Below are 23,510 nucleotides of genomic sequence, written 5' to 3'. Positions count from 1 at the left end.
AGCGAACCGCTCTCCGACAATGCAGATGTCCCCCATAAAAAAACCCCGCCGAAGCAGGGTTTTGTCTTACGGAAATAACGGATTAGTGACGTGCACGCACAATCTGGTATTTACGCGTCAGATACTCGACAGGAACGCTCCAGATATGCACCAGACGCGAGAACGGGAACAACAGGAACAACGTCATACCGAGCACCAGGTGCATACGGAAGATGAACGCCACACCGTCCAGATATTGAGAAGCGCCGCCGTGGAAAGTCACCACGGACTGTGCCCAGTTCACCAGCTTCATCATCTCGCTGCCGTCCATATGCTGGGCAGAGAATGGGATAGTCAGCAGACCCAACGCACACTGGATAACCAGGACAGATAGCACCAGAATATCCGCGCCAGTAGTGGTTGCGCGTACGCGTGGGCTGAACAGACGGCGTTTAAGCAGTAATACGCCCCCCACCAGGCACATCACACCGGATGCACCGCCAGCAAACATTGCCATCTTTTGTTTTACTTCCAAAGGCAGCCACGCTTCGTACATCCAGTGCGGCGTCAGCATACCAAGGAAGTGACCAGCGAAAATACCCAGGATCCCGATGTGGAACAGGTTTGACGCCAGGTTCATTCCTTTACGATCCAGCATCTGGCTGGAAGCCGCGCGCCAGGTGTACTGACCGTAGTCATAACGCAGCCAACTACCAATCAGGAAGACAGAACCCGCGATGTACGGATAGATGTCAAAGAAGAACGTATTCAGGAAGTGCATTATTGCTGTCCTCCGGTGGTGATATTCAGGTACTGCGGCGCAACGGCCCCGGCAAAACGACGCTGGTGAGCGGAGATTTCAGATTCGCCGCACCCCTGGTCGGCAAAGAATTTCACCTGCTCTTCTTCCCAGACCGCATCCAGCGCCTGCGGAGTGTCGTCACGAACTTCATCCGCAATTTTTTCAGCCACTTTGTTGCTGTCGATAGCAGCGTTAGCCAGTTTCAACAACAGATCGAACAGCACGGCGTAGCGGCTCTCGCGCTGTTGCAGACGCGCACTGAGCAGCGCCAGAATCGGTGCGATATCCTGCAAGCCGCCCAACGCTTCTTCCTTCGGCAACTGAGCCAGATATTCCAGATATAACGGAAGATGATCTGGCAGTTCGCGGCTGTCGAGCTGTAAACCGTGTTGCTCGTACTGAGCCATCAGGTCTACCATCGCCTGGCCGCGATCGCGGGATTCTCCATGAACATGTTCAAACAACAGCAGAGAGGTTGCACGACCACGGTCGAACAGCTCGCTGTAGCTTGCCTGCACATCCAGCATATCCTGCGCGGTTAAATCACGCAGGAAGACGCCCAGGGTCTGAGCATCCTCTTTGTCCAGGTTCTCAGATGATGCGAGTGCATCGAAAAGTTCCTGCTGATGCTGCCACAGGGCAGCATCCGGGTATTCGAGCAGGCGCGAAACAATGACGAGTTCAATCATTGGTGCGGCTCCGTTTTACTGGTCACATCGACAGCATCGATGCGGCGGCTGTTGAACAGATTGAATTTTGTGTCAGAACCATGACAACCATCACCAAAGCTAAAGCCGCAACCCCCTTTCTCCGGGAACGCTTCGCGCGCCAGTTCACGATGGCTGCTCGGCACGACGAAACGATCTTCGTAGTTAGCAATCGCCAGGTAACGATACATCTCCTGTGCCTGAGCTTCAGTCAGTCCGACCTCTTCCAGCGCACGGGTGTCGACTTTACCGTCAACCGTTTCCGCACGTTTGTAGTGACGCATCGCCAGCATACGTTTCAGTGCCAACAGCACCGGCTGGGTATCGCCGGCAGTCAGCAGGTTTGCCAGGTACTGAACCGGAATACGCAGGCTGTCTACATCCGGCAGAATGCCATTGCTGCCCAGTTCGCCCGCGTCAGCCGCTGACTGAATCGGTGACAATGGCGGCACATACCAGACCATTGGCAATGTGCGATACTCCGGATGTAGCGGCAGTGCCAGTTTCCAGTCCATCGCCATTTTGTACACCGGAGACTGCTGTGCCGCGTCAATCACGCTCAGTGGGATGCCATCTTTCAGCGCCTGTTCAATGATCGCCGGATCGTTCGGATCGAGGAATACATCCAGTTGACGCTGGTACAGGTCTTTCTCGTTTTCCGTGCTTGCCGCGCTTTCAATCGCGTCCGCGTCATACAACAGCACGCCGAGGTAGCGAATACGACCTACGCAGGTTTCGGAACAAATGGTCGGCTGACCAGCTTCGATACGCGGGTAGCAGAAAATGCATTTCTCGGATTTGCCGCTCTTCCAGTTGAAGTAGATTTTTTTGTACGGACAACCTGTGATGCACATACGCCAGCCACGGCACTTATCCTGGTCAATCAGTACGATGCCATCTTCTTCACGCTTGTAGATGGCGCCGCTTGGGCAGGTCGCCACGCACGCCGGGTTAAGGCAATGCTCACACAGACGCGGCAGATACATCATGAAGGTGTTCTCGAACTGACCGTACATCGCCTTCTGCATGTTCTCGAAGTTTTTGTCTTTCGACAGCTTCTCAAATTCACCACCCAGGTCATCTTCCCAGTTCGGACCCTTGGTGATTTTATCCATACGCTTGCCGGTGATCAGCGAACGAGGACGAGCAATCGGCTGCGCCTTGCTGTCAGCTGGCGTGTTATGCAGCGTCTGGTAGTCGAAATCAAACGGTTCGTAGTAATCATCCAGGCCCGGCAGGTGCGGGTTGGCAAAGATTTTACCCAGAAGCATCGCGCGGTTACCCATACGCGGCTGCAGTTTGCCGTTGATCTTACGAACCCAACCGCCTTTCATTTTCTCCTGGTTTTCCCAGTCAGTTGGGAAACCGGTACCCGGCTTGGTTTCAACATTGTTGAACCACGCATACTCGGTCCCTTCACGGCTGGTCCAGACGTTTTTACAGGTGACTGAGCAGGTATGACAGCCGATGCACTTATCGAGATTCAGCACCATGCCGACTTGTGAACGAATTTTCATTTTACGCTCTCCTGTACCTGGTCATTGCCTTCGCCATCCAACCAGTTAATGTTCTTCATCTTACGTACAACCACGAACTCATCACGGTTTGAACCTACGGTACCGTAGTAGTTAAAGCCATATGCCAGGTGCGCATAACCGCCAATCATATGGGTCGGTTTCGGCGTAATGCGGGTCACCGAGTTATGGATACCACCACGTTGACCGGTAATTTCAGAGCCAGGCAGGTTAACGATACGTTCCTGTGCGTGGTACATCATGGTCATCCCGGCAGGGACACGCTGGCTTACTACAGCACGAGCAGTCAGCGCACCATTGCTGTTGAAGACTTCAATCCAGTCGTTGTCTTCAATACCAATCTCTTTGGCATCCTCTTCACTCATCCATACGACCGGACCACCGCGGCCTAAAGTCAGCATCAGCAGGTTGTCACTGTAGGTGGAGTGGATACCCCACTTCTGGTGTGGCGTCAGGAAGTTGAGCGCTTTTTCCGGGTTGCCATTGGATTTCTCACCCATCACCTCTTTCACCGAACGGGTATCGATTGGCGGACGATAGACCAGCAGGCTTTCACCGAAGTCGCGCATCCACTGATGATCCTGATACAGTTGCTGGCGACCCGTCAGCGTACGCCATGGGATCAGCTCGTGAACGTTGGTATAACCGGCATTGTAAGAAACGTGTTCATCTTCCAGACCAGACCATGTCGGACTGGAGATAATTTTGCGCGGCTGCGCCTGAATATCACGGAAGCGGATTTTCTCGTCTTCTTTATTGAGAGCCAGGTGCGTATGGTCCCGACCGGTAAACTCGCTCAGCGCCGCCCAGGCTTTCACCGCCACCTGACCGTTCGTTTCCGGCGCTAGGGTGAGGATCATCTCTGCCGCATCAATCGCCGTATTCAGCATAGGCTGGCCTTTAGCCGGACCTTCTGCCTTGGTGTAATTGAGCTTACGCAGCAGATCCATTTCACTCTGGGTGTTCCAGGCAATCCCTTTACCACCGTTACCGACTTTATCCATCAGCGGGCCAATAGAGGTGAAACGCTCGTAGGTGGCCGGATAATCACGCTCAACGGTCATGATGTGCGGTGCAGTTACGCCTGGTATCAGATCACATTCGCCTTTCTTCCAGTCTTTTACATCCAGCGGCTGCGCCAGTTCGGCGGCAGAGTCGTGCTGGATAGGCAGTGTAACCACATCAGTTTCTTTACCGAGATGGCCAACACAAACTTCAGAGAATTTCTTCGCGATGGCTTTATAGATTTCCCAGTCGCTTTTCGATTCCCATGCCGGGTCAACGGCGGCAGACAACGGATGAATAAACGGATGCATATCCGAGGTATTCATGTCGTCTTTTTCGTACCAGGTCGCGGTTGGCAGCACGATGTCGGAATAGAGGCAGGTGCTTGACAGACGGAAGTCCAACGTCACCACCAGATCCAGTTTGCCGTCGAGACCGTTATCCTGCCATTCCACTTCTTCCGGCTTCACACCGCCCTGTTTGCCCAGATCCAGCCCCTGAATACCGTGCTCGGTACCCAGCAGGTACTTCAGCATATATTCATGGCCTTTACCGGATGAGCCCAGCAGGTTTGAACGCCAGATAAACAGGTTACGTGGATGGTTTTTACCGTTTTCAGGCTGCTCGGCCGCAAAGCGAATAGTGCCCTCTTTCAACGCTTTGACGGTGTAGTCTACCGGTGTCATTCCGGCTTTTTCCGCTTCATCGGCGATACGCAGTGGGTTAGTGCCTAACTGCGGTGCAGACGGCAACCACCCCATACGTTCTGCGCGAACGTTGAAATCCAGCAGATGGCCGGTGTAACGGGATTTATCCGCCAGCGGTGACAGCAGTTCTTGCGCCGTAACCGACTCGTAGCGCCATTGGCTGGAGTGGTTATAGAAGTACGAGGTGCTGTTCATATGACGCGCCGGACGTTGCCAGTCCAGACCAAACGCCAGTGGTTGCCAGCCAGTCTGCGGACGCAGTTTTTCCTGGCCGACGTAGTGTGCCCAACCGCCACCGCTCTGGCCGACACAGCCGCAGAACACCAGCATATTGATCAGACCACGATAGTTCATATCAAGGTGATACCAGTGGTTCAGACCCGCACCGACGATAATCATCGAACGACCGTGCGTTTTATCCGCGTTATCGGCAAATTCACGCGCGATACGGACGATCTGTGAGCGGGAAACACCGGTGATTTTTTCTGCCCACGCTGGGGTATACGCTTTGATGTCATCGTAGCTGGTCGCACAGTTTTCATCGTTCAGACCGCGTTCCAGACCGTAGTTAGCCATGGTCAGATCGTAAACGGTAGTCACCAGTGCAGTAGAACCATCTGCCAGACGCAGGCGTTTCACCGGCAGTTTATGCAGCAGAACATTTTCCAGTTCGACTTTATTGAAGTGTTCAGTACCTTCACCGCCGAAGTACGGGAAACCAACTTCAGCGATATCATCCTGACTACCCAGCAGGCTGAGCTGCAGTTCGGTTTCTTCACCAGACGTGCCGTCACGCTGCTCAAGATTCCATTTACCTTTTTCGCCCCAACGGAAACCGATTGAGCCGTTTGGCGCGACCATATCGCCGTTGGTATTAATCGCGACAGTTTTCCATTCAGGGTTGTTTTCCTGACCCAGAGAATCAACAAGATCCGCAGCACGCAGCATACGGCCCGCAGCATAGTAGCCGTCACGCTCTTCAAGCATTACCAGCATCGGCATGTCGGTATAACGACGCACGTAGTCGGTAAAATACTGGCTCGGATTATCGAGGTGGAACTCACGCAACATAACGTGGCCCATCGCCAGTGCCATCGCGGCATCGGTACCCTGCTTCGGCGCCAGCCACAAGTCGCACAGCTTGGCGATTTCTGCATAGTCCGGCGTAATCGCAACGGTTTTGGTGCCTTTGTAACGAACTTCCGTGAAGAAGTGGGCGTCCGGAGTACGGGTCTGCGGAACGTTAGAACCCCAGGCGATGATATAGCTGGAGTTGTACCAGTCAGCAGATTCAGGTACGTCGGTCTGTTCACCCCAGGTCTGTGGAGACGCAGGCGGCAGGTCGCAGTACCAGTCGTAGAAGCTCAGGCAGGTACCGCCAATCAGGGACAGGTAGCGTGCGCCGGAAGCGTAAGAAACCATCGACATTGCCGGGATCGGAGAGAAACCAGCGACACGGTCAGGACCGTAGGTTTTGACCGTGTAAACGTTGGAAGCCGCAATCAGTTCATTCACTTCCTGCCAGGAAGAACGGACAAACCCACCACGACCACGCGCTTGTTTGAAGCTTTTTGCTTTATCGGCGTCTTCAATGATGGATGCCCATGCGTCTACCGGATCGCTGTGCAGTCTTTTCGCTTCACGCCACATCTTCATCAGACGTTTGCGCATCAGCGGATATTTGAGACGGTTAGCGCTGTAGAGATACCAGGAATAGCTCGCACCGCGCGGGCAGCCGCGTGGTTCGTGGTTCGGCAGATCAGGACGGGTACGCGGGTAGTCAGTTTGCTGAGTTTCCCAGGTCACCAGACCATTCTTCACGTAGATTTTCCAGCTGCATGAACCGGTGCAGTTTACCCCATGGGTTGAGCGCACGACTTTGTCATGCTGCCAACGCTGGCGGTATCCATCCTCCCAGTCCCTGTTAGTATCGAGAAGCTGGCCGTGCCCATCGGCAAAGGTTTCGCCCTTCTGTTTGAAGTAGCGAAACCGGTCCAGGAATTTACTCATCGGTTGTCTCCTGTAGGAGCCTGACGGCTCTCTGATAAATCGACATTGCTTGATTGCCTGCGAAGTTAACGCTCTGAAAGCACGTAGGAATTGATAACGATCAAGGCAGACAGGGATGAAAAATGGAGGTTAATTTTCATATACCCCCTAAGTGGGATATTTTTATTGAATCTAACTAATTGATATTAAATAATATTTCCAATAACGCTCATCATGCAAATGTTAATTTCTTTACAAGTGGGTATTAAGGGGTATGCCCCCTGCCTGGCATATTGCATGCACACTATCTCAGGCGGTCACCTTGAAATAACTCATTAGTATGTTGTAACTAAACCCAGACAAAAAAAAGCGCGGTCTAACACCGCGCAATGGATAATCAATTGTTACTTTTTTACTTTTTAGAATGCCGTCCGTATACCACCCAGGTGATTACCACGCAGGCGACATAGAAGATTAGAAAGACTTTCATCGCCCCCACAGGCGAACCGGTTAACGCCAGAGAAGTACCAAATGCTTTTGGAATAAAAAAGCCGCCAATTGCGCCAATGGCTGAGATAAAGCCCAACGCTGCCGCTGTATCAGTTGCCGCTTCACGCATCGCTTTCTCTTCAGAACCACCTTCCGCTTTAACCCTGTCCATCGTCAGCTTACGGAAGATGACAGAGATCATCTGGAAGGTAGAGCCACTGCCCAGACCGGCTGTCAGGAACAACGCCAGGAACACGACGAAGAAGGCCATAAAGTTGCCACCCTCACCGTTTACAGGCAAGGTCAGGAACAGCAAGGCGCTGAAAACTGCCATCAATACAAAGTTCACCAGCGTAACGCGCGTCCCGCCCAGTCGGTCAGAAATTGCACCGCCCGCAGAACGAGCCAAGGCACCAATCAGCGGACCAAAGAAGGCGTAATGCAGGATCTGCACATCCGGAAACTGAGTTTTTGACAGCATCGCGAAACCGGCAGAGAAGCCGATGAAGGAGCCAAAGGTCGCCAGATACAGCAGGCTCATAATCCACAGATGCCCACGTTTCAGCACCGGAAGTTGCTCTTTCAGCGACGCTTTCGAGGTTGCCAGTTCGTTCATACCGAACCATGCCGCCAGCGTGAACACCGCCAGGAACGGTACCCAAACCCATGCAGCGTTTGCCAGATACAATTGCGTACCATCCGGTTGTTCCACGCCATGACTGCCAAATACGGCGAAAATGGACAACGAAACCACCAGCGGCGCAACCAGTTGCATCACGCTGACGCCCATATTGCCCAAACCGCCATTCAGACCCAGCGCACCACCCTGTTTCTGTTTTGGAAAGAAGAAACTGATGTTTGCCATGCTGGAAGCAAAGTTTGCACCCGCAAAACCGCACAACAAGGAGATCACAATAAAGGTACTAAAAGGCGTGGTGGTATCCTGCACGGCAAAACCTAACCATACGCAAGGGATGATCAGGATACCGGTGCTGAATGCCGTCCAGCGGCGTCCACCAAATAGTGGAACCATAAAGGAGTACGGTACGCGCAACAGTGCGCCGGAAACCGATGGTAACGCCGTCAGCATAAACAGCTGTTCGGTTGTGAAGTCGAAACCGACCTTCGGCAGATTCACCGCAACAGCGCTGAATAACATCCACACACAAAACGCCAGCAGCAGACAAGGGACGGAAATCCACAGGTTACGGCTGGCAACTCGTTGACCACGCTGTTGCCAGAAGACGGGATCTTCCGGCCGCCATTCTGTAATTACAGCTCCAGATGCCCTTTCCGGGGCAGATGAGTGACTCATAGACACCTCTGATACTTGTTTCGATGCCTGCCACATTAGGGTTTACAGCCGGTGGTAAGTTGATATAAATCAAAGGAAAAGGTGTCATTATTGATGCTTAAAATTTATCATTACCCCAAATGAGTAGCTAACATCGGTAAAAAAGATGTGGTTTTTCACGCTTCTGTCGCACGCTACTCCCCTCTGTCAGGAATCGCTCCCACCAGTGGCAATTAAGGGGTAGCCCGTTTGAGGTATGGGTATACTCCAGTGTATAGCTGAGAATAACGCCACTGCCTGCAGCAGAATCGTCATTCAATAAGGTTTTCTGCTCAATGAAAACCCGAAGGAAGAAGTCACCATGTTTAAACGTTGTCTCTCACCGCTTACGCTGGTCAACCAGGTGGCGCTTATTGTTTTACTGTCCACTGCTATTGGCGTGGCGGGTATGGCTGTCTCCGGCTGGCTGGTTCAGGGGGTTCAGGGCAGCGCCCATGCGATCAACAAAGCGGGTTCACTGCGAATGCAAAGCTATCGCCTGCTGGCAGCGGTGCCACTGGATGCCGACGACCAACCGCTGCTGGAAGAGATGGAAAAAACCGCGTTTAGCCCGGAACTGACTCGCGCCGCGCTCCGTGACGGGCGGCAGGAACAGTTGAAAGCATTGCAGAATTACTGGCACACCGAACTGGCGCCAGGGCTCGCGCATGCACAAAATGGCGCAGCGGTGGCCGGGGACGTTTCACGTTTCGTGACAGGGTTGGATCAACTGGTCACGGCCTTCGACCACACCACCGAACTGCGTATTGAACGCGTGGTCATGCTGCATCGCCTGATGGCGATATTTATGGCATTGCTGCTGGTCTTCACCATTATCTGGCTACGCGTGCGCCTGTTGCAGCCGTGGAAACAACTGCTGGCGATGGCTCGTGCAGTGAGTCAGCGCGACTTCACCCAACGCGCACACATCAGTGGCCGTAATGAAATGGCCGCACTGGGATCGGCACTGAATAATATGTCAGAGGAACTGGCCGAAAGTTACGCGGTACTGGAACAGCGGGTCCAGGAGAAAACAGCAGGTCTGGAACATAAAAATCAGATCCTCTCTTTCCTGTGGCAAGCTAATCGTCGTCTGCACTCCCAGATACCACTTTGTGAACGCCTTTCCCCGGTACTCAACGGCCTGCAAAATTTAACATTGCTGCATGATATTGAACTGCGGGTTTACGATCTGGAGGATGAAGATAACCATCAGGAGTTTACCTGTCAGTCTACTGTCAGCTGTGATGAAAAAGGGTGTCACCTGTGTCCACGCGGCATTCAACCCGCAATTGACGGGGGAATTACGCTGAAATGGCGGCTAACCGATGCACATACCCAGTACGGTATTCTGCTCGCCACCTTGCCATACGGACGCCATCTCAGCCACGACCAACAGCAACTGGTGGACACGCTGGTTGAACAACTGACCGCTACGCTGGCGCTGGACAGGCACCAGGAGCGCCAGCAGCAGTTGATTGTTATGGAGGAGCGTGCCACCATTGCTCGCGAACTGCATGATTCTATTGCACAATCTCTCTCTTGTATGAAAATGCAGGTCAGTTGCTTGCAGATGCAGGGTGACGCGCTACCAGAAAACAGCCGCGAGCTGTTGAGTCAAATACGTAACGAACTGAACGCCTCGTGGGCGCAGTTGCGCGAACTGTTAACCACCTTCCGTTTGCAGCTAACGGAACCTGGATTGCGGCCTGCGCTGGAAGCCAGCTGTCAGGAATACAGCGCCCGCTTTGGCTTTACGGTGAAGCTGGATTATCAATTGCCGCCACGTCTGGTGCCTTCCCATCAGGCGATCCACTTGCTGCAAATTGCCCGCGAAGCCCTGAGTAATGCCCTTAAACACTCCCAGGCCGATGACGTTATCGTGACGGTGGTGCAAAATGGCAAGCAGGTCAAGCTGACTGTACAAGATAACGGCTGCGGCGTACCGGAAAACGCCGAACGCAGTAACCACTACGGCATGATAATAATGCGTGACCGTGCGCAGAGCTTGCGCGGCGATTGCCGCGTTCGCCGTCGCGAGACAGGCGGTACTGAAGTTACTGTCACTTTTATTCCCGAAACAAACTTCACAGATGTCCAAGGAGATACCCATGAGTAATCAGGAACCGGCAACCATCCTGTTGATCGACGATCATCCGATGCTACGAACCGGTGTAAAACAGCTTGTCAGCATGGCGCCCGATATTACCGTGGTCGGTGAAGCCAGTAATGGCGAGCAGGGTATCGAGCTGGCTGAATCCCTTGATCCGGATCTGATTCTGCTGGATCTGAACATGCCCGGAATGAACGGTCTGGAAACACTCGATAAGTTGCGAGAAAAATCACTTTCCGGCCGCATCGTGGTTTTCAGCGTATCTAACCATGAAGAAGACGTTGTTACCGCACTGAAACGCGGCGCAGATGGCTATCTGCTAAAAGACATGGAACCGGAAGATCTGCTGAAAGCGTTGCAGCAGGCAGCAGCAGGTGAAATGGTACTAAGCGAAGCCCTGACACCTGTTCTGGCTGCCAGTCTGCGGGCGAACCGTGCGACTTCCGACCGGGACGTTACCCAGTTGACGCCACGCGAGCGCGACATTCTGAAGCTGATTGCCCAGGGCCTACCAAACAAGATGATTGCCCGTCGTCTGGACATCACCGAAAGCACGGTAAAAGTGCATGTTAAGCATATGCTGAAGAAGATGAAACTCAAATCACGCGTTGAAGCAGCGGTGTGGGTGCATCAGGAACGTATATTCTGATAATGAGTTCCTGAAGTATTTTAACGAGGATCATTTTCCGACACGGTGATGAACGGTTCGGCCAGCGATAGCGTGATCTCATTGGAAGAGACACGCTGGCCCTGCCCGTCTTCCACTACCACTGACAACCGCCAGCGGTTTGTTGCCCCTTCGCTACCGTCCCACTTCGGCATAATAATCGTCCAGCCTTCCGCACTGCGGGTATTTGTCCCGGCCGTTAAGCTCAGTGCCTGCGTATCCCCCTGCCACGCCAGATGGCGAATACCATGCAGACTACGGACCTCAAGCTTCAGTACCACCGTTTCACCCGGTTTGAGATCCCAGGGCGGCGTTGCCAAAAAGACGGAAAGAGATTTGCGTTGGCGATATTCCATCGTTGGCAGATTATCACGTTGCGGAAAGTCATAACGACTGCCACGCAGTGACTGGCTGCTCGCCACTTCACTGACCATCAGCTGTTTTTTCAGCGGGACGCCAAAACGATAATTGAGGTTTAATCCAAGGTTATTTTGACTCACTCCACTTTCCCCCTGCTTGTGCTGTGCGGTCAATGTTATCAGTGGGACCGGCGTATAGCTTAGCCCCAGTTTGACCGCTACAGGGTTGTGGTATCCGGCTCCGGAATGAAACAGATCCACCCGATCGCCGAAATATTGTTCAACGCTGACACTGGTATTGAGGTGCTCATAAAATGGCACCCGCATCAGCGCGGTAAGGTCATACCCACGCGCCATCCGCTGCTCTTGCGTCGCTGAACGCTCCTGCCAGGCAGAGAACGGTTGATAGTAATTCGCGGATAAGCGCAGATACTCTCCCCACGCTTCTGCCCCCAATCCGCCCCGGGACAGATTTTCATCCAACAGGTTATCGTAAAAGGTGTTGTAGCCCAGCAACCAACCGTCCCGCACCCAGCGTTGTCCGATACCCACATTACTGACTAATCCCTCATCCTGTTGAGTCAGCCCCAACTGGCTCCAGGTAAGGTAACGCTGATTATCCTGCCAGGGTATAAACCAGTTACCACGACTGCCGCTAAAACTGCCCTCATTATCAATCTGGAGCCCAACGCTGGCTCGTCCCCAGGGAGAAAGCCATGATTCAAGCTGCTGATTAACCTGTTCACTCACCGTGTCACGCACCTGGCCAAACGCGAACTGCTTCGCCTGCTCGCCCGTATCAAGCCCGTTGTCGGTCATACTGGCTTCGCCAAACGCTTTAACCATTTCAGCAAAATGCTTTTCTCCTGCCCTGGACTCCGGTGCCATGCCAAGGTCAGGCAGACCATCATCATTATTGTCGAAAGGGTTTTCAGCTTTCTGAAGAAAGGAAGGGTGTGCGCTGGCAATACCGCCTGCCGGCGGCAAGAGTAGGAGGAGATACAGCGGACTACAGACTATACGGCTCAAAACGTCAGTTGTTTCTTACATCAATAAATTACAGCGGCATACATATCCTAAACCATAGCGTTTTCACGCAATATTTGCAGCCCTGCTCTCTCTTTTCCGGATTATCCCTGGACGAAAAGTACTTGTGACCCGCCCCTTCACTCATGCTTCCTTTTCCATACAAACAACACGGAGTAACATAGATGCTGATAAGTAATCCTGTCCCCTGACAACCGGAGTCAAAATGCAAAAGATTGTGATCATCGCGAACGGTGCGGCCTATGGAAGCGAATCGTTATTCAATAGTCTGCGTCTGGCCATTGCGCTGCGTGAACAGGAGAGTAGCCTGGAGCTACGTCTGTTTTTGATGTCGGACGCAGTGACAGCTGGGTTACGTGGGCAAAAACCCGCGGAAGGCTACAATATTCAGCAAATGCTGGAAATTCTGACCGCACAAAATGTGCCGGTAAAACTCTGCAAAACCTGCACCGATGGACGCGGGATCACCGCATTGCCATTAATCGACGGAGTGGAAGTCGGTACGCTGGTAGAACTGGCACAGTGGACGCTGGCGGCAGATAAGGTTCTGACCTTCTGATTCGCTAAGTTTCAGGCAAGCGCACTACCAGGAGCAGCTATTCCCCGATTTAATCTTACATGGGCGTGGTTTCACTGAAAGTTAGCACGCCCTTTCAACGCTTCTGAGGGATTTTGTCATTTTTGTTTAATCGTTATGCCATTTTTTGATCAAAATCAGCATCCTGTTACTCCCCCTTTGGTGTTATGCAATGAGTGAAATGTGAACAACATCACGCAGCACTTTCGAAAGAGAGTACGTTGTTTTCAAGAACGGGGTGAAAAATGGCATTAGTGAAGGCAAGTTTAAAGTTATTTGGTGGAGATACGGTGGTTGTGCGCTGCTCTGAGCGCTGTCACATCCACCTGATGAGCGAGAAAAATCACGTCAAAGACATGCAGACTGACATTTTAAGCGTGCAGGATCGTGATAACGCGTGGCTGACCGTACCGTACACAGGCGTCTGGAATGTGCTGATCGACAGCCACAGCCAGTCGCTGGAGCACTCAATCAGTTATATTGCAGCCTGATTGTAAAAGGCCCGATAGCGCATACGCTTATCGGGCATCTTACAGGTAACCGGGTCCTCGCTTACGCATATCCTGGTCGCATAACTCCTTCCGGCAGATCCTCACCCAACAATCTTTTGACGGTTATCACCAGATCGTTAAGACAATCATCCTTCATTCCCAATCTGGAAAGCTCTTGTTCCAGCGAGAACAAATACTGTGCGTTAGTCCCTAATGGCCCACTGGCGGCAGCGATAAGCGGCGCGATGACCTGCGCTCGGGTATCTGACTCAAACAGTGGGTGACGCGGATCCATAATAAAGACCAGCGCATTGACCGTCCTGCCATCATCCAGCGCCAGCTGACACCAGGTTGGAAGATAACAGCCAGTAATCATTTCACGCTTCCACAGCAGGGAAAGCTCTTGTTCCAGGGTGGCATCCGGTAAGCGATATGCGACACCGGTCGTGCGCCCGCCCTCCTTCAGAGCCAGCATACGTCCTGGCTGACACGCCGTTCCTCGCCCCGCCGTCAGACGCAGACAAAAAGCCCGATGCCAGCCAACCAACGTCCCGGTACAGGACTCTTCAAACTCTAAAGCCGGGTTCCACATCAACGATCCATAACCAAAGATCCACACCGGTCCATCATCAGGTCGGCAAGAAAGCGTGGCTGCCAGTGAGGCTGCCCGTTGTTCCGCTGACCAGAGTAGTGATTCTTCAATTGTACCAAATGCCGTTTTACAGTCGGCATTCAACAAAAAATCACGCGTTAACACCTTACACCTCCGCCACTGCGACTTCCCTGCGACAACTTTTGACGCCTTCCGGGCTTTTTTACTGCTCATTTTGAAACCAATACCAGGACAATAGGCAATTCACCGACAGCTTGCAAGACAACAAAGGCTCAACGGCACTTTATATCCTGTTCCGATGACCCCAATTGTCCGAGTATTTGCATCATTATCATTGTCAATTTTTGTGCCCAATGGAAGCTAACACTTTGTTATTTAAACACTCTATAAACAAGATAAACGATTTTACTCACTTTGAGGCAAAAACTGACTCATGCCGTAAAATTACGTAAAAACAGATCGGAAATACCGAGAGATCTGTTATTTTTTACATTCTTTAATACATTTATAATTATAAATACCTGCAGAGATGGAGAATTAATTAAATGACACATGCACATGAGGCGGTTAAAACCCGCCACAAGGAGACCTCGCTCGTCTTCCCGATTTTGGCGCTGGTAGTCCTGTTCTTATGGGGGAGCAGTCAGTCACTACCAGTGGTCATCGGCATTAATGCTCTTGCCCTTGTTGGTATATTAAGCAGCGCTTTTAGCGTTGTCCGTCATGCTGACGTATTAGCCCACCGTCTGGGCGAACCTTATGGCTCGTTAATCCTGAGCCTTTCGGTAGTTATTCTTGAAGTTAGTTTAATTTCCGCATTAATGGCAACTGGTGATGCCGCACCGACGCTAATGCGCGATACGCTCTACTCCATCATTATGATTGTTACCGGCGGTCTGGTCGGTTTTTCATTACTGCTGGGTGGACAAAAATTTGCCACTCAGTATATGAACCTGTTTGGAATTAAGCAGTATTTAATTGCTTTGTTCCCGCTGGCTATTATTGTGTTGGTCTTCCCGATGGCATTGCCGGAAGCAAACTTCACTACCGCGCAAGCGCTGCTGGTAGCGTTAATCTCTGCGGCAATGTATGGCGTATTTCTGCTGATTCAGACCAAAACACACCAGAGCTTGTTTATTTACGAGCATGAGGATGAAAGCGACGACGACGATCCGCATCACGGTAAACCATCAGCACACAGCAATATGTGGCATGCTGCCTGGCTTATCATCCATTTAATTGCGGTCATCGCCGTGACCAAAATGAATGCCAATCCTCTGGAGACTCTGTTAACTGAGTTGAATGCACCGGTCGCCTTTACCGGTTTCCTGGTTGCTCTGTTGATCCTCTCCCCGGAAGGGCTGGGAGCACTAAAAGCGGTGCTCAGCAATCAAGTACAGCGTGCGATGAATTTGTTCTTCGGCTCAGTATTAGCCACCATCTCACTGACAGTACCGGTGGTGACACTGATTGCATGGGCGACGGGGAACGATCTGGTATTTGGCTTAGGCGCGCCAGAGATGATCGTGATGGTTTCTTCGTTGGTGCTGTGCCATATTTCCTTCTCAACGGGGCGCACTAACGTGCTAAACGGTGCGGCACATCTGGCACTTTTCATCGCCTATCTGATGACGATATTTGCCTGACCGTGTAAAAAAGCCCGATAAGCGTTAACGCATATCGGGCTTACATGCCTGGTTTTGCAGACCGGATAAAACGCTCAGGCGTGTTATCCGGCAGACAAAAACCGCAGTTTAGTTTTCAGTATCCAGTTCGTCGAAACTTTTCACCAGATCATCAATCGCTTTAATCTGCGTCAGGAACTGTTCCAGCTTCGCCAGCGGCAGCGCGGACGGACCATCACATTTCGCATTCGCTGGATCCGGGTGTGCTTCAATAAACAAACCTGCCAGACCTACCGCCATACCAGCGCGCGCCAGTTCGGTAACCTGCGCACGACGACCGCCGGAAGCAGCGCCGAACGGATCGCGGCACTGCAGTGCGTGAGTGACGTCAAAAATAACCGGAGAGTTGCCGGAAACTTTTTTCATCACGCTAAAGCCCAGCATATCCACAACCAGGTTGTCGTAACCAAAATTGGCACCACGATCGCACAGAATAACTTTATCGTTACCGCCTTCATGGAATTTATCCACGATGTTACCCATTTGACCAGGGCTTACGAACTGCGGTTTTTTCACGTTGATAACGGCACCGGTCTTCGCCATGGCTTCCACCAGATCGGTCTGACGAGCAAGGAATGCCGGAAGCTGAATTACATCCACAACGTCAGCAACTGGCTGTGCCTGGCTGGCTTCATGAACGTCGGTGATCACTTTTACGCCAAAAGTTTGCTTCAGTTCCTGGAAGATTTTCATCCCTTCTTCAAGGCCTGGTCCACGGTATGAGTGGATGGAAGAACGGTTGGCTTTATCAAAGGAGGCTTTGAACACGTAAGGGATACCCAGTTTTTGAGTAACGGTTACGTAGTGCTCACAAATGCGCATCGCCAGATCGCGGGATTCCAGCACGTTCATTCCGCCAAACAGCACGAACGGCAGGTCATTTGCCACGTTGATGTCGCCAATGCTAACCACTTTTTGTTTCATAGGATCGCCTTAAACGGTAGGTAAAGTGTCATTAATCAATGCAATACAATTTGTTTGTGCGAAATAGTATTGATCTGCGCACGGATCATTTCGCTGATCGGGTCTTCCGGACACTGCTCAACGAAATAACTTAAATCATTTAATGCAACATGTTCACATTCCAGTTGCGCGTAAATCAATCCGCGATCGCGTATTTCATACGGGTCTTCAGGATTAAACTGCAATAACGCTTCGCTGGCGCGTAGTGCCAGCTCCATTTGACGCTCTTCCATTAGCGAAGATTTCAGCGTATCGAGCAGTTTGCGGATCACTTCCGCATTATCCGCTTCATCCAGATCTTCGTTAAATAACTCAGCAACCGGGCTGATATTCCCCTTCAGCCACACTTCCAGAGTGTGCTCATTTAACGTTTCGCCATTGAACGGATTGATCAGCCACATTTCGCCATCCAGCGATTCAATACGCAGAATTAACTGCGTCGGGAAAATCACCGGGACCAGCGGGAGATCAAGCCGATTGGCAATCCACAATAAGATTGCGCCAAGCGACACGGCGCTACCCTGGCGATTTTTCAGAACCTGGTCGAGCCATAGTGCATCAGAAAGACGATAGACGCCGCGGGTATCCGTAAACCCCCATTCGCCGTAAAAAAGTGCCAGCAGTTTTTCCAGTTGCTCATCCTGAGACAGGAGCTGGCTAATTTCTTCATGCGCCAGACTTGCCAGACGTTCCAGTTCGGCATAGACAGACTGTGTAGGGAAATCCAGGCGGATAGATTCCGATGCCAGGATCATTCCTTCGCACAATGGCGCTTTATTAAATTCGAAATCAGCTAACGACCTCATGACTTACCCCAGTAACGGTATTTTTGTGGTGGCGAGTTTAATGATGATGTACAGCACCACCAGCGCCAGCGGAAAAGCGATTAATCGCGCCTGCTGGCTGCGCGCCCGACGATAATCGAGCGCAATAAAACCCAAAACGATGTAAATGATAACCCCAAACAGCTTTTCAGTCAGCCATGTCCCCTGCCCGGTGAATGGCAGGATGTGCGTTTTAACGATCAACGCCACGCCGCTAAGTAATAAAACGGTATCAATGATCGGTGGCACAATACGCGACCAGCGCGCAGACGCAAGGCTTGCGTCGGTATAACGCCACCAGAAACGTAACGTTAACAGACCGACAGAAAGCGCGATGCTGATAAGATGAATGCTAAGTAGCACGCTGAATGTAGTCATAATGCGGTGTGTCCGAACGTAATTCGTTCGTTGCCGCCGTAGTCGCGACAGGTTTCAACAGCCTGGTAACCCGCGCGAAGAAAAGCATCGCGCACTGCCTGCCCCTGCTGCCAGCCATGTTCCAGTAACAGGTAACCACCGGGAATTAATACGCTGCGCGACTGGTCGATGATATGCACAATATCTGCAAGACCATGATCGCCCGCCACCAGTGCTGATAACGGCTCAAAGCGCACATCGCCTTGCGCCAGGTGCGGGTCCTGCTCATCGATATACGGCGGATTGCTGACAATCATGTCAAACTGTTCCCCCTGCAGGGCGCTAAACCAGTTGCTTTGCAATACGCGAACATTACTGACGGTCAGGTGCTGTGCGTTACGCGTCGCCAGATCAACAGCATCTGGCATGCGGTCAACTGCAGTTACCGCGCAATCCGGGCGCTCGGTAGCCAACGCCAGCGCAATTGCCCCCGTGCCGGTACCCAAATCAAGAATACGACACGGCGAGGCCGGTAGACGCGCCAACGCCTGTTCAACCAGACATTCGGTATCCGGGCGCGGTATTAGCGTTGCCGGAGAAACAAACAGCGGCAGCGACCAGAACTCGCGAATACCGGTCAAGTGCGCCACAGGCTCTCCCCGCTGGCGGCGCGCCACCAGAGAGTCCAGCTGTTCACGCTGCGCCTCGGTTAATTCCGTTTCGCCAAATGCCAGAATAAAAGTCCGCCCCTTGCCAGTGACATGCTCGAGTATGATCTCGGCGTCACGGCGCGGGCTTTCGCTGTCCTGTAATTGGCTTATCGCCTCACGCAGCCAGTGCTGATAGTCCATTAATCCTGCTCGGACAATGCCGCCAGTTGGTCGGCTTGATATTCCTGGACAATTGGCTCAATTAGCATGTCCAGCTTACCTTCCATCGCTTCGTCCAGACGGTAAAGCGTCAGATTGATGCGATGGTCTGTCACGCGCCCCTGCGGGAAGTTATAGGTGCGGTTACGATCGCTGCGATCGCCGCTACCCAAGAGGTTACGACGCTCAGAAGCTTCTGCCTGCTGACGTCTTGCCACTTCGGCTGCACGAATACGCGCCCCCAGCACCGACATCGCTTTCGCTTTGTTTTTATGCTGCGAACGTTCGTCCTGGCACTCCACCACAATACCGGTCGGCAAGTGGGTAATACGAATTGCCGAGTCGGTGGTGTTAACGTGCTGACCACCCGCACCCGATGAACGGAAGGTGTCAATACGCAAATCGGCCGGGTTGATGTCCGGCAGTTCGGCCTCTGGCAGTTCCGGCATCACCGCTACCGTACAGGCGGAGGTATGAATACGCCCCTGCGATTCAGTGGCCGGTACGCGCTGTACACGGTGGCCACCAGACTCGAACTTCAGACGACCATACACACCGTCGCCGCTCACCTTGGCAATAATCTCTTTGTAACCGCCATGTTCACCTTCATTGGCGCTCATGATCTCAACGCGCCAACGGCGTGATTCAGCGTAACGGCTGTACATACGGAACAGATCGCCGGCAAACAGTGCGGCCTCATCGCCGCCGGTACCCGCGCGAACTTCCAGGAACGCGTTGCGTTCGTCATTCGGATCTTTTGGCAGCAGCAGAACCTGCAGATGCTGTTCCAACTGTTCACATTTTTCTTTTGCTTCGCGCAGTTCATCCTGCGCCATCTCACGCATTTCAGGATCGTCGAGCATCATCTGTGCCGTTTCGATATCATCCTGAACCTGTTGCCAGTCCGTAAAACAGCGAGATACATCGCTTAATTGGGCATATTCGCGCGACAATGCACGAAAGCGTTCCTGGTCTGCGATAGTTCCCGCATCGCCGAGCAGCGCCTGAACTTCTTCATGGCGTTCATGCAGGGCTTCCAGTTTGGCAACGATAGAAGGCTTCATAGGCGTAAATGCACCCTGTAAAAAATGAGATTGGTGTGCTGCTACTCCAGCCCGAGGCTGTCGCGCAGAATATTCAGGCGTTCACTATCCCCGTCACGGGCAGCCTGTTGAAGTGATTTGGTTGGTGCATGGATCAGGCGGTTAGTCAGTTTCCAGGCCAGATCCTGCATAATAGCTTGCGCATCACCGCCCTGTTCAAGAGCAGCCAACGCTTTGGCGGTCAGTTCATCACGAACCTGTTCTGACTGACTGCGGTATTCGCGGATGGTTTCACTTGCGCTCTGGGCGCGCAGCCAGGCCATAAACTCGCTGGTTTCCTGCTCAACGATCGTCTCAGCCTCCACTGCCGCCGCTTTGCGCTGCGCCAGGTTATGCGAAATGATACTTTGCAGGTCGTCAACGCTATACAGGTAGGCGTTAGACAGTTTGCCAACTTCCGGCTCAACATCGCGCGGTACAGCGATATCGACCAGCAGCATCGGCTGATTGCGGCGATTTTTAAGCGCGCGTTCCACCATTCCTTTACCGATAATCGGTAGTGGACTGGCTGTGGAACTAATAATGATATCGGCGTCCTGCAAACGCTCGTCGATTTCACTCAGTGAGATCACCTCGGCACCGACCTCATCTGCCAGAACCTGTGCGCGTTCACGCGTGCGGTTGGCAATAATCATCTTCTTCACTTTGTGTTCACGCAGATGACGCGCCACCAGCTCGATGGTTTCACCTGCGCCGACCAACAGCACGGTCACCGTGGAAAGAGATTCAAATATCTGACGCGCCAGTGTACAGGCGGCAAAAGCAACGGATACCGCGCTGGCGCCGATATCGGTTTCAGTTCGAACGCGCTTGGCAACCGAGAAGGATTTCTGGAACATGCGTTCCAGCGCACTGGCATTCAAGTGACCTTTTTGCGAATCCGCAAACGCTTTTTTCACTTGACCCAGTATTTGTGGCTCACCGAGCACCAGCGAATCCAGGCCGCTGGCAACACGCATCAAATGGCTGACTGCGTCGTTGTCCTGGTGCCAGTAAAGGCTGCTGCGCAGATCGTCTTCATTCAGATTATGGTATTCGCACAACCAACGAATCAGCGCCTCTTGCAGGTTATCCTGCTCCTCGACGCTGAGGTAAAGCTCCGTACGGTTACACGTCGACAGCACCACCCCGCCCTGCACCATTGGCTGCGCAAGCAGGCTGTCCAGCGCCTGATCGAGCGTGTCCGGCGAAAACGTTACGCGTTCTCGCAGCGATACAGGTGCCGTTTTATGGTTAATACCAAGCGCTAAAAGGGTCATGTGTGCGGGAATAGTACCAGCGTTGATAAGGTTAGACTGGGGGCATCATACAGGATGCGTGCGGTCAATAAAAGAGACAGCCCCCTTTTGGAGTAATAGCTTACGGTTTAAATTAAGATAACGTGAACGTAGACGATATACCCGCTCGGCGCTAGCATTAAGGGTTATAACTGCAACCGATGGCAAGATTTTGCCGGATGGCTAAAAATTAGCCTTATCCGGCCTACGGGTTGAGTTTGTAGGCCTGATGAGTCGTAGCGCCATCAGGCAATTATTGCACCGTACTACAAGGATTTGTCATCATTATGACCCTGCCTGATTTTCGCTTGATCCGCCTGCTGCCGCTGGCAAGTCTGGTCCTCACCGCCTGTACGCTCAACGCGCCGAAAGGTCCTGGCAAAAGCCCCGACTCCCCAGAATGGCGTCAACACCAGCAGGAAGTGCGCGCACTACATCAGTATCAGACGCGCGGCGCGTTTGCCTACATTTCCGACCAGCAGAAAGTCTATGCCCGCTTTTTCTGGCAGCAAACCGGTCAGGATCGCTATCGTCTTTTGTTGACTAACCCACTGGGCAGCACCGAACTGGAGCTGAATGCCCAGCCAGGCAATGTAGAGCTTGTCGATAACAAAGGTAAGCATTACACCGCTGACGACGCCGAAGAGATGATCGGTAAATTGACCGGAATGCCAATTCCTTTAAACAGTCTGCGTCAGTGGATCCTCGGTCTGCCTGGCGAGGCTACTGATTACAAACTTGATGAGAAATACCGTCTGAGTGAAGTGAACTACAGTCAGGACGGTAAGAATTGGAAAGTGGTCTATAGCAGCTATGACAGTAAAACGCAGCCCGCTATGCCCGCTAATATGGAACTGTCGGACGGCGCTCAACGCATTAAGTTGAAAATGGATAACTGGATTGTGAAATGATGACCCACTGGCCCTCCCCGGCAAAGCTGAATCTGTTTTTGTACATTACTGGACAACGTGCAGATGGTTACCACACGCTACAGACGCTGTTCCAGTTTCTCGATTATGGTGACGACATCACTATTGATGTGCGTAGCGACGGTGAAATTCACCTGCTAACCGCAGTTGAAGGCGTGGAGCATGAAGATAACCTAATCGTTCGCGCAGCACGTTTACTGATGAAAACCGCCGCTGGGAGTGGGCGCCTGCCCACAGGAAGCGGCGCTGACATCAGTATTAAGAAACGTCTGCCGATGGGCGGCGGTCTTGGAGGTGGCTCATCGAATGCCGCTACCGTGCTGGTTGCGCTAAATCATCTTTGGGGTTGTGGGCTGTCACAAGATGAGTTGGCGGCGATTGGATTAACGTTAGGCGCCGACGTACCGGTATTCGTGCGCGGACAGGCCGCTTTCGCCGAAGGTGTAGGCGAAGTCCTTACACCGGTTAATCCCCCCGAAAAATGGTATCTGGTCGCCCATCCTGGCGTCAGCATTCCAACACCGGTTATTTTTAAAGATCCGCAACTGCCGCGCAACACGCCAAAAAGGTCAATAGAAACGTTACTAAAATGTGAATTCAGCAATGATTGCGAGGTTATCGCAAGAAAACGTTTTCGCGAGGTTGATGCAGCGCTTTCCTGGCTGTTAGAATACGCGCCGTCGCGCCTGACTGGTACAGGGGCTTGTGTCTTTGCTGAATTTGACACAGAGTCCCGTGCTCGCCAGGTGCTTGAGCAAGCCCCGGAATGGCTCCAAGGCTTTGTGGCGAAAGGTGTCAACCTCTCCCCATTGCACAGAGCGTTACTCTAAATCATTCGGGTTTCAAGAAAATGGTAAGATGGCGAATCCCCGGAAGCATACAAAATGTGACGGTGTGAATCATTGATGCCAGCAGACATGAAACGTGAATGACGATGAGTAAGCCGGGCAAGCTGAGTTGCGGTGACAACGTCACCCTGTTCCAGACGTTGCATCGCGCTCTTTAATACACCGCCTGGAGAGGATACTGCCTGGCCCGCACAGTTTTCGGCAGATTCTTTCCACCAATGGACGCATGCCTGAGGTTCTTC

Annotated in this window: 20 protein-coding genes; 7 read left to right on the top strand and 13 right to left on the bottom strand. The window is 52.4% G+C overall.

Annotated features, from left to right (window positions below; all coding sequences use genetic code 11):
- Positions 1–82: 82 nt before the first annotated feature.
- The 5 genes from narI to SK36_RS09140 all read right to left on the bottom strand — a co-directional run bounded on the left by narI (position 83) and on the right by SK36_RS09140 (position 8,528).
- Positions 83–760, bottom strand: a complete 678-nt coding sequence (gene narI / locus SK36_RS09160; protein ID WP_045443634.1) for a respiratory nitrate reductase subunit gamma — start codon at positions 758–760, stop codon at positions 83–85.
- Positions 760–1,470, bottom strand: a complete 711-nt coding sequence (gene narJ, locus SK36_RS09155; protein ID WP_045443637.1) for a nitrate reductase molybdenum cofactor assembly chaperone — start codon at positions 1,468–1,470, stop codon at positions 760–762. Before narJ ends, narI begins: the two co-directional genes overlap by 1 nt.
- Positions 1,467–3,005 (bottom strand): nitrate reductase subunit beta, encoded by a 1,539-nt coding sequence (gene narH, locus SK36_RS09150; RefSeq protein WP_045443641.1) that lies wholly within the window; start codon positions 3,003–3,005, stop codon positions 1,467–1,469. The genes narJ and narH overlap by 4 nt, the downstream gene beginning before the upstream one ends.
- Positions 3,002–6,745 (bottom strand): nitrate reductase subunit alpha, encoded by a 3,744-nt coding sequence (locus SK36_RS09145; protein ID WP_045443644.1) that lies wholly within the window; start codon positions 6,743–6,745, stop codon positions 3,002–3,004. The genes narH and SK36_RS09145 overlap by 4 nt, the downstream gene beginning before the upstream one ends.
- 391 nt (positions 6,746–7,136) lie before the next feature.
- Positions 7,137–8,528 carry a NarK family nitrate/nitrite MFS transporter gene (locus SK36_RS09140; protein WP_045443647.1) on the bottom strand — a complete coding sequence of 464 codons (1,392 nt, stop codon included), beginning with the start codon at positions 8,526–8,528 and terminating at the stop codon, positions 7,137–7,139.
- Between the two features lie 340 nt (positions 8,529–8,868).
- Here SK36_RS09140 and narX point away from each other — a divergent pair, with 340 nt between their 5' ends.
- Together narX and narL are read left to right on the top strand one after the other, a co-directional pair.
- Positions 8,869–10,665 carry a nitrate/nitrite two-component system sensor histidine kinase NarX gene (gene narX, locus SK36_RS09135; RefSeq protein WP_048221366.1) on the top strand — a complete coding sequence of 599 codons (1,797 nt, stop codon included), beginning with the start codon at positions 8,869–8,871 and terminating at the stop codon, positions 10,663–10,665.
- Positions 10,658–11,308 carry a two-component system response regulator NarL gene (narL, locus tag SK36_RS09130; RefSeq protein ID WP_045443652.1) on the top strand — a complete coding sequence of 217 codons (651 nt, stop codon included), beginning with the start codon at positions 10,658–10,660 and terminating at the stop codon, positions 11,306–11,308. The genes narX and narL overlap by 8 nt, the downstream gene beginning before the upstream one ends.
- 20 nt (positions 11,309–11,328) lie before the next feature.
- Here the strand turns inward: narL and SK36_RS09125 are convergent, their stop codons facing one another.
- Positions 11,329–12,714, bottom strand: a complete 1,386-nt coding sequence (locus SK36_RS09125; RefSeq protein ID WP_075261769.1) for a YchO/YchP family invasin — start codon at positions 12,712–12,714, stop codon at positions 11,329–11,331.
- Positions 12,715–12,937: 223 nt separating this feature from the next.
- On the opposite strand from SK36_RS09125, the gene SK36_RS09120 reads away from it, so the two are divergent.
- Positions 12,938–13,291 carry a DsrE/DsrF/TusD sulfur relay family protein gene (locus SK36_RS09120; protein ID WP_045443655.1) on the top strand — a complete coding sequence of 118 codons (354 nt, stop codon included), beginning with the start codon at positions 12,938–12,940 and terminating at the stop codon, positions 13,289–13,291.
- A gap of 263 nt (positions 13,292–13,554) precedes the next feature.
- The gene (locus SK36_RS09115; protein ID WP_045443658.1) at positions 13,555–13,800 is read left to right on the top strand and encodes a DUF1883 domain-containing protein; all 246 of its coding nucleotides are present in this window, start codon (positions 13,555–13,557) and stop codon (positions 13,798–13,800) included.
- Positions 13,801–13,861: 61 nt separating this feature from the next.
- Here SK36_RS09115 and SK36_RS09110 read toward each other — a convergent pair whose 3' ends face one another.
- On the bottom strand, positions 13,862–14,557 hold the full coding sequence (locus tag SK36_RS09110) for a gamma-glutamylcyclotransferase (protein ID WP_045443661.1): 696 nt from the start codon (positions 14,555–14,557) through the stop codon (positions 13,862–13,864).
- Positions 14,558–14,958: 401 nt separating this feature from the next.
- Here SK36_RS09110 and chaA point away from each other — a divergent pair, with 401 nt between their 5' ends.
- Positions 14,959–16,059 carry a sodium-potassium/proton antiporter ChaA gene (gene chaA, locus SK36_RS09105; RefSeq protein WP_045443664.1) on the top strand — a complete coding sequence of 367 codons (1,101 nt, stop codon included), beginning with the start codon at positions 14,959–14,961 and terminating at the stop codon, positions 16,057–16,059.
- Positions 16,060–16,167: 108 nt separating this feature from the next.
- On the opposite strand, the gene kdsA is transcribed toward chaA, so the two are convergent.
- Genes kdsA through hemA form a run of 6 tightly spaced genes read right to left on the bottom strand, consistent with a single transcriptional unit; the run spans position 16,168 to position 21,473 of the window.
- A complete protein-coding gene (gene kdsA, locus SK36_RS09100; RefSeq protein WP_003020772.1) occupies positions 16,168–17,022 on the bottom strand; it encodes a 3-deoxy-8-phosphooctulonate synthase in 855 nt (284 codons plus the stop codon).
- 35 nt (positions 17,023–17,057) lie between these two features.
- Entirely contained in the window at positions 17,058–17,867 is an 810-nt protein-coding gene (gene sirB1 / locus SK36_RS09095; RefSeq protein WP_045443670.1) for an invasion regulator SirB1, read from the bottom strand.
- Positions 17,868–17,870: 3 nt separating this feature from the next.
- A complete protein-coding gene (gene sirB2 / locus SK36_RS09090; RefSeq protein WP_048221365.1) occupies positions 17,871–18,263 on the bottom strand; it encodes an invasion regulator SirB2 in 393 nt (130 codons plus the stop codon).
- Positions 18,260–19,093, bottom strand: a complete 834-nt coding sequence (gene prmC, locus SK36_RS09085; RefSeq protein ID WP_048221364.1) for a peptide chain release factor N(5)-glutamine methyltransferase — start codon at positions 19,091–19,093, stop codon at positions 18,260–18,262. Before prmC ends, sirB2 begins: the two co-directional genes overlap by 4 nt.
- Positions 19,093–20,175, bottom strand: coding sequence for a peptide chain release factor 1 (prfA, locus tag SK36_RS09080; protein WP_048221363.1), 1,083 nt, complete (start codon positions 20,173–20,175; stop codon positions 19,093–19,095). The genes prmC and prfA overlap by 1 nt, the downstream gene beginning before the upstream one ends.
- 41 nt (positions 20,176–20,216) lie before the next feature.
- Entirely contained in the window at positions 20,217–21,473 is a 1,257-nt protein-coding gene (gene hemA, locus SK36_RS09075) for a glutamyl-tRNA reductase (protein WP_045443682.1), read from the bottom strand.
- A gap of 305 nt (positions 21,474–21,778) precedes the next feature.
- Between hemA and lolB the strand changes: the two genes are divergently transcribed.
- Both lolB and ispE read left to right on the top strand, forming a co-directional pair.
- Complete coding sequence (gene lolB, locus SK36_RS09070) at positions 21,779–22,402, top strand: lipoprotein insertase outer membrane protein LolB (protein ID WP_045443685.1); 624 nt, start codon at positions 21,779–21,781, stop codon at positions 22,400–22,402.
- Positions 22,399–23,250, top strand: coding sequence for a 4-(cytidine 5'-diphospho)-2-C-methyl-D-erythritol kinase (gene ispE / locus SK36_RS09065; protein WP_045443688.1), 852 nt, complete (start codon positions 22,399–22,401; stop codon positions 23,248–23,250). The genes lolB and ispE overlap by 4 nt, the downstream gene beginning before the upstream one ends.
- The last annotated feature ends 260 nt before the right edge of the window (positions 23,251–23,510 follow it).

It is taken from the genome of Citrobacter sp. MGH106 (assembly GCF_001037495.1).
GTDB lineage: Bacteria > Pseudomonadota > Gammaproteobacteria > Enterobacterales > Enterobacteriaceae > Citrobacter > Citrobacter murliniae.
This window is presented reverse-complemented; position numbering and strand designations above follow the sequence as displayed.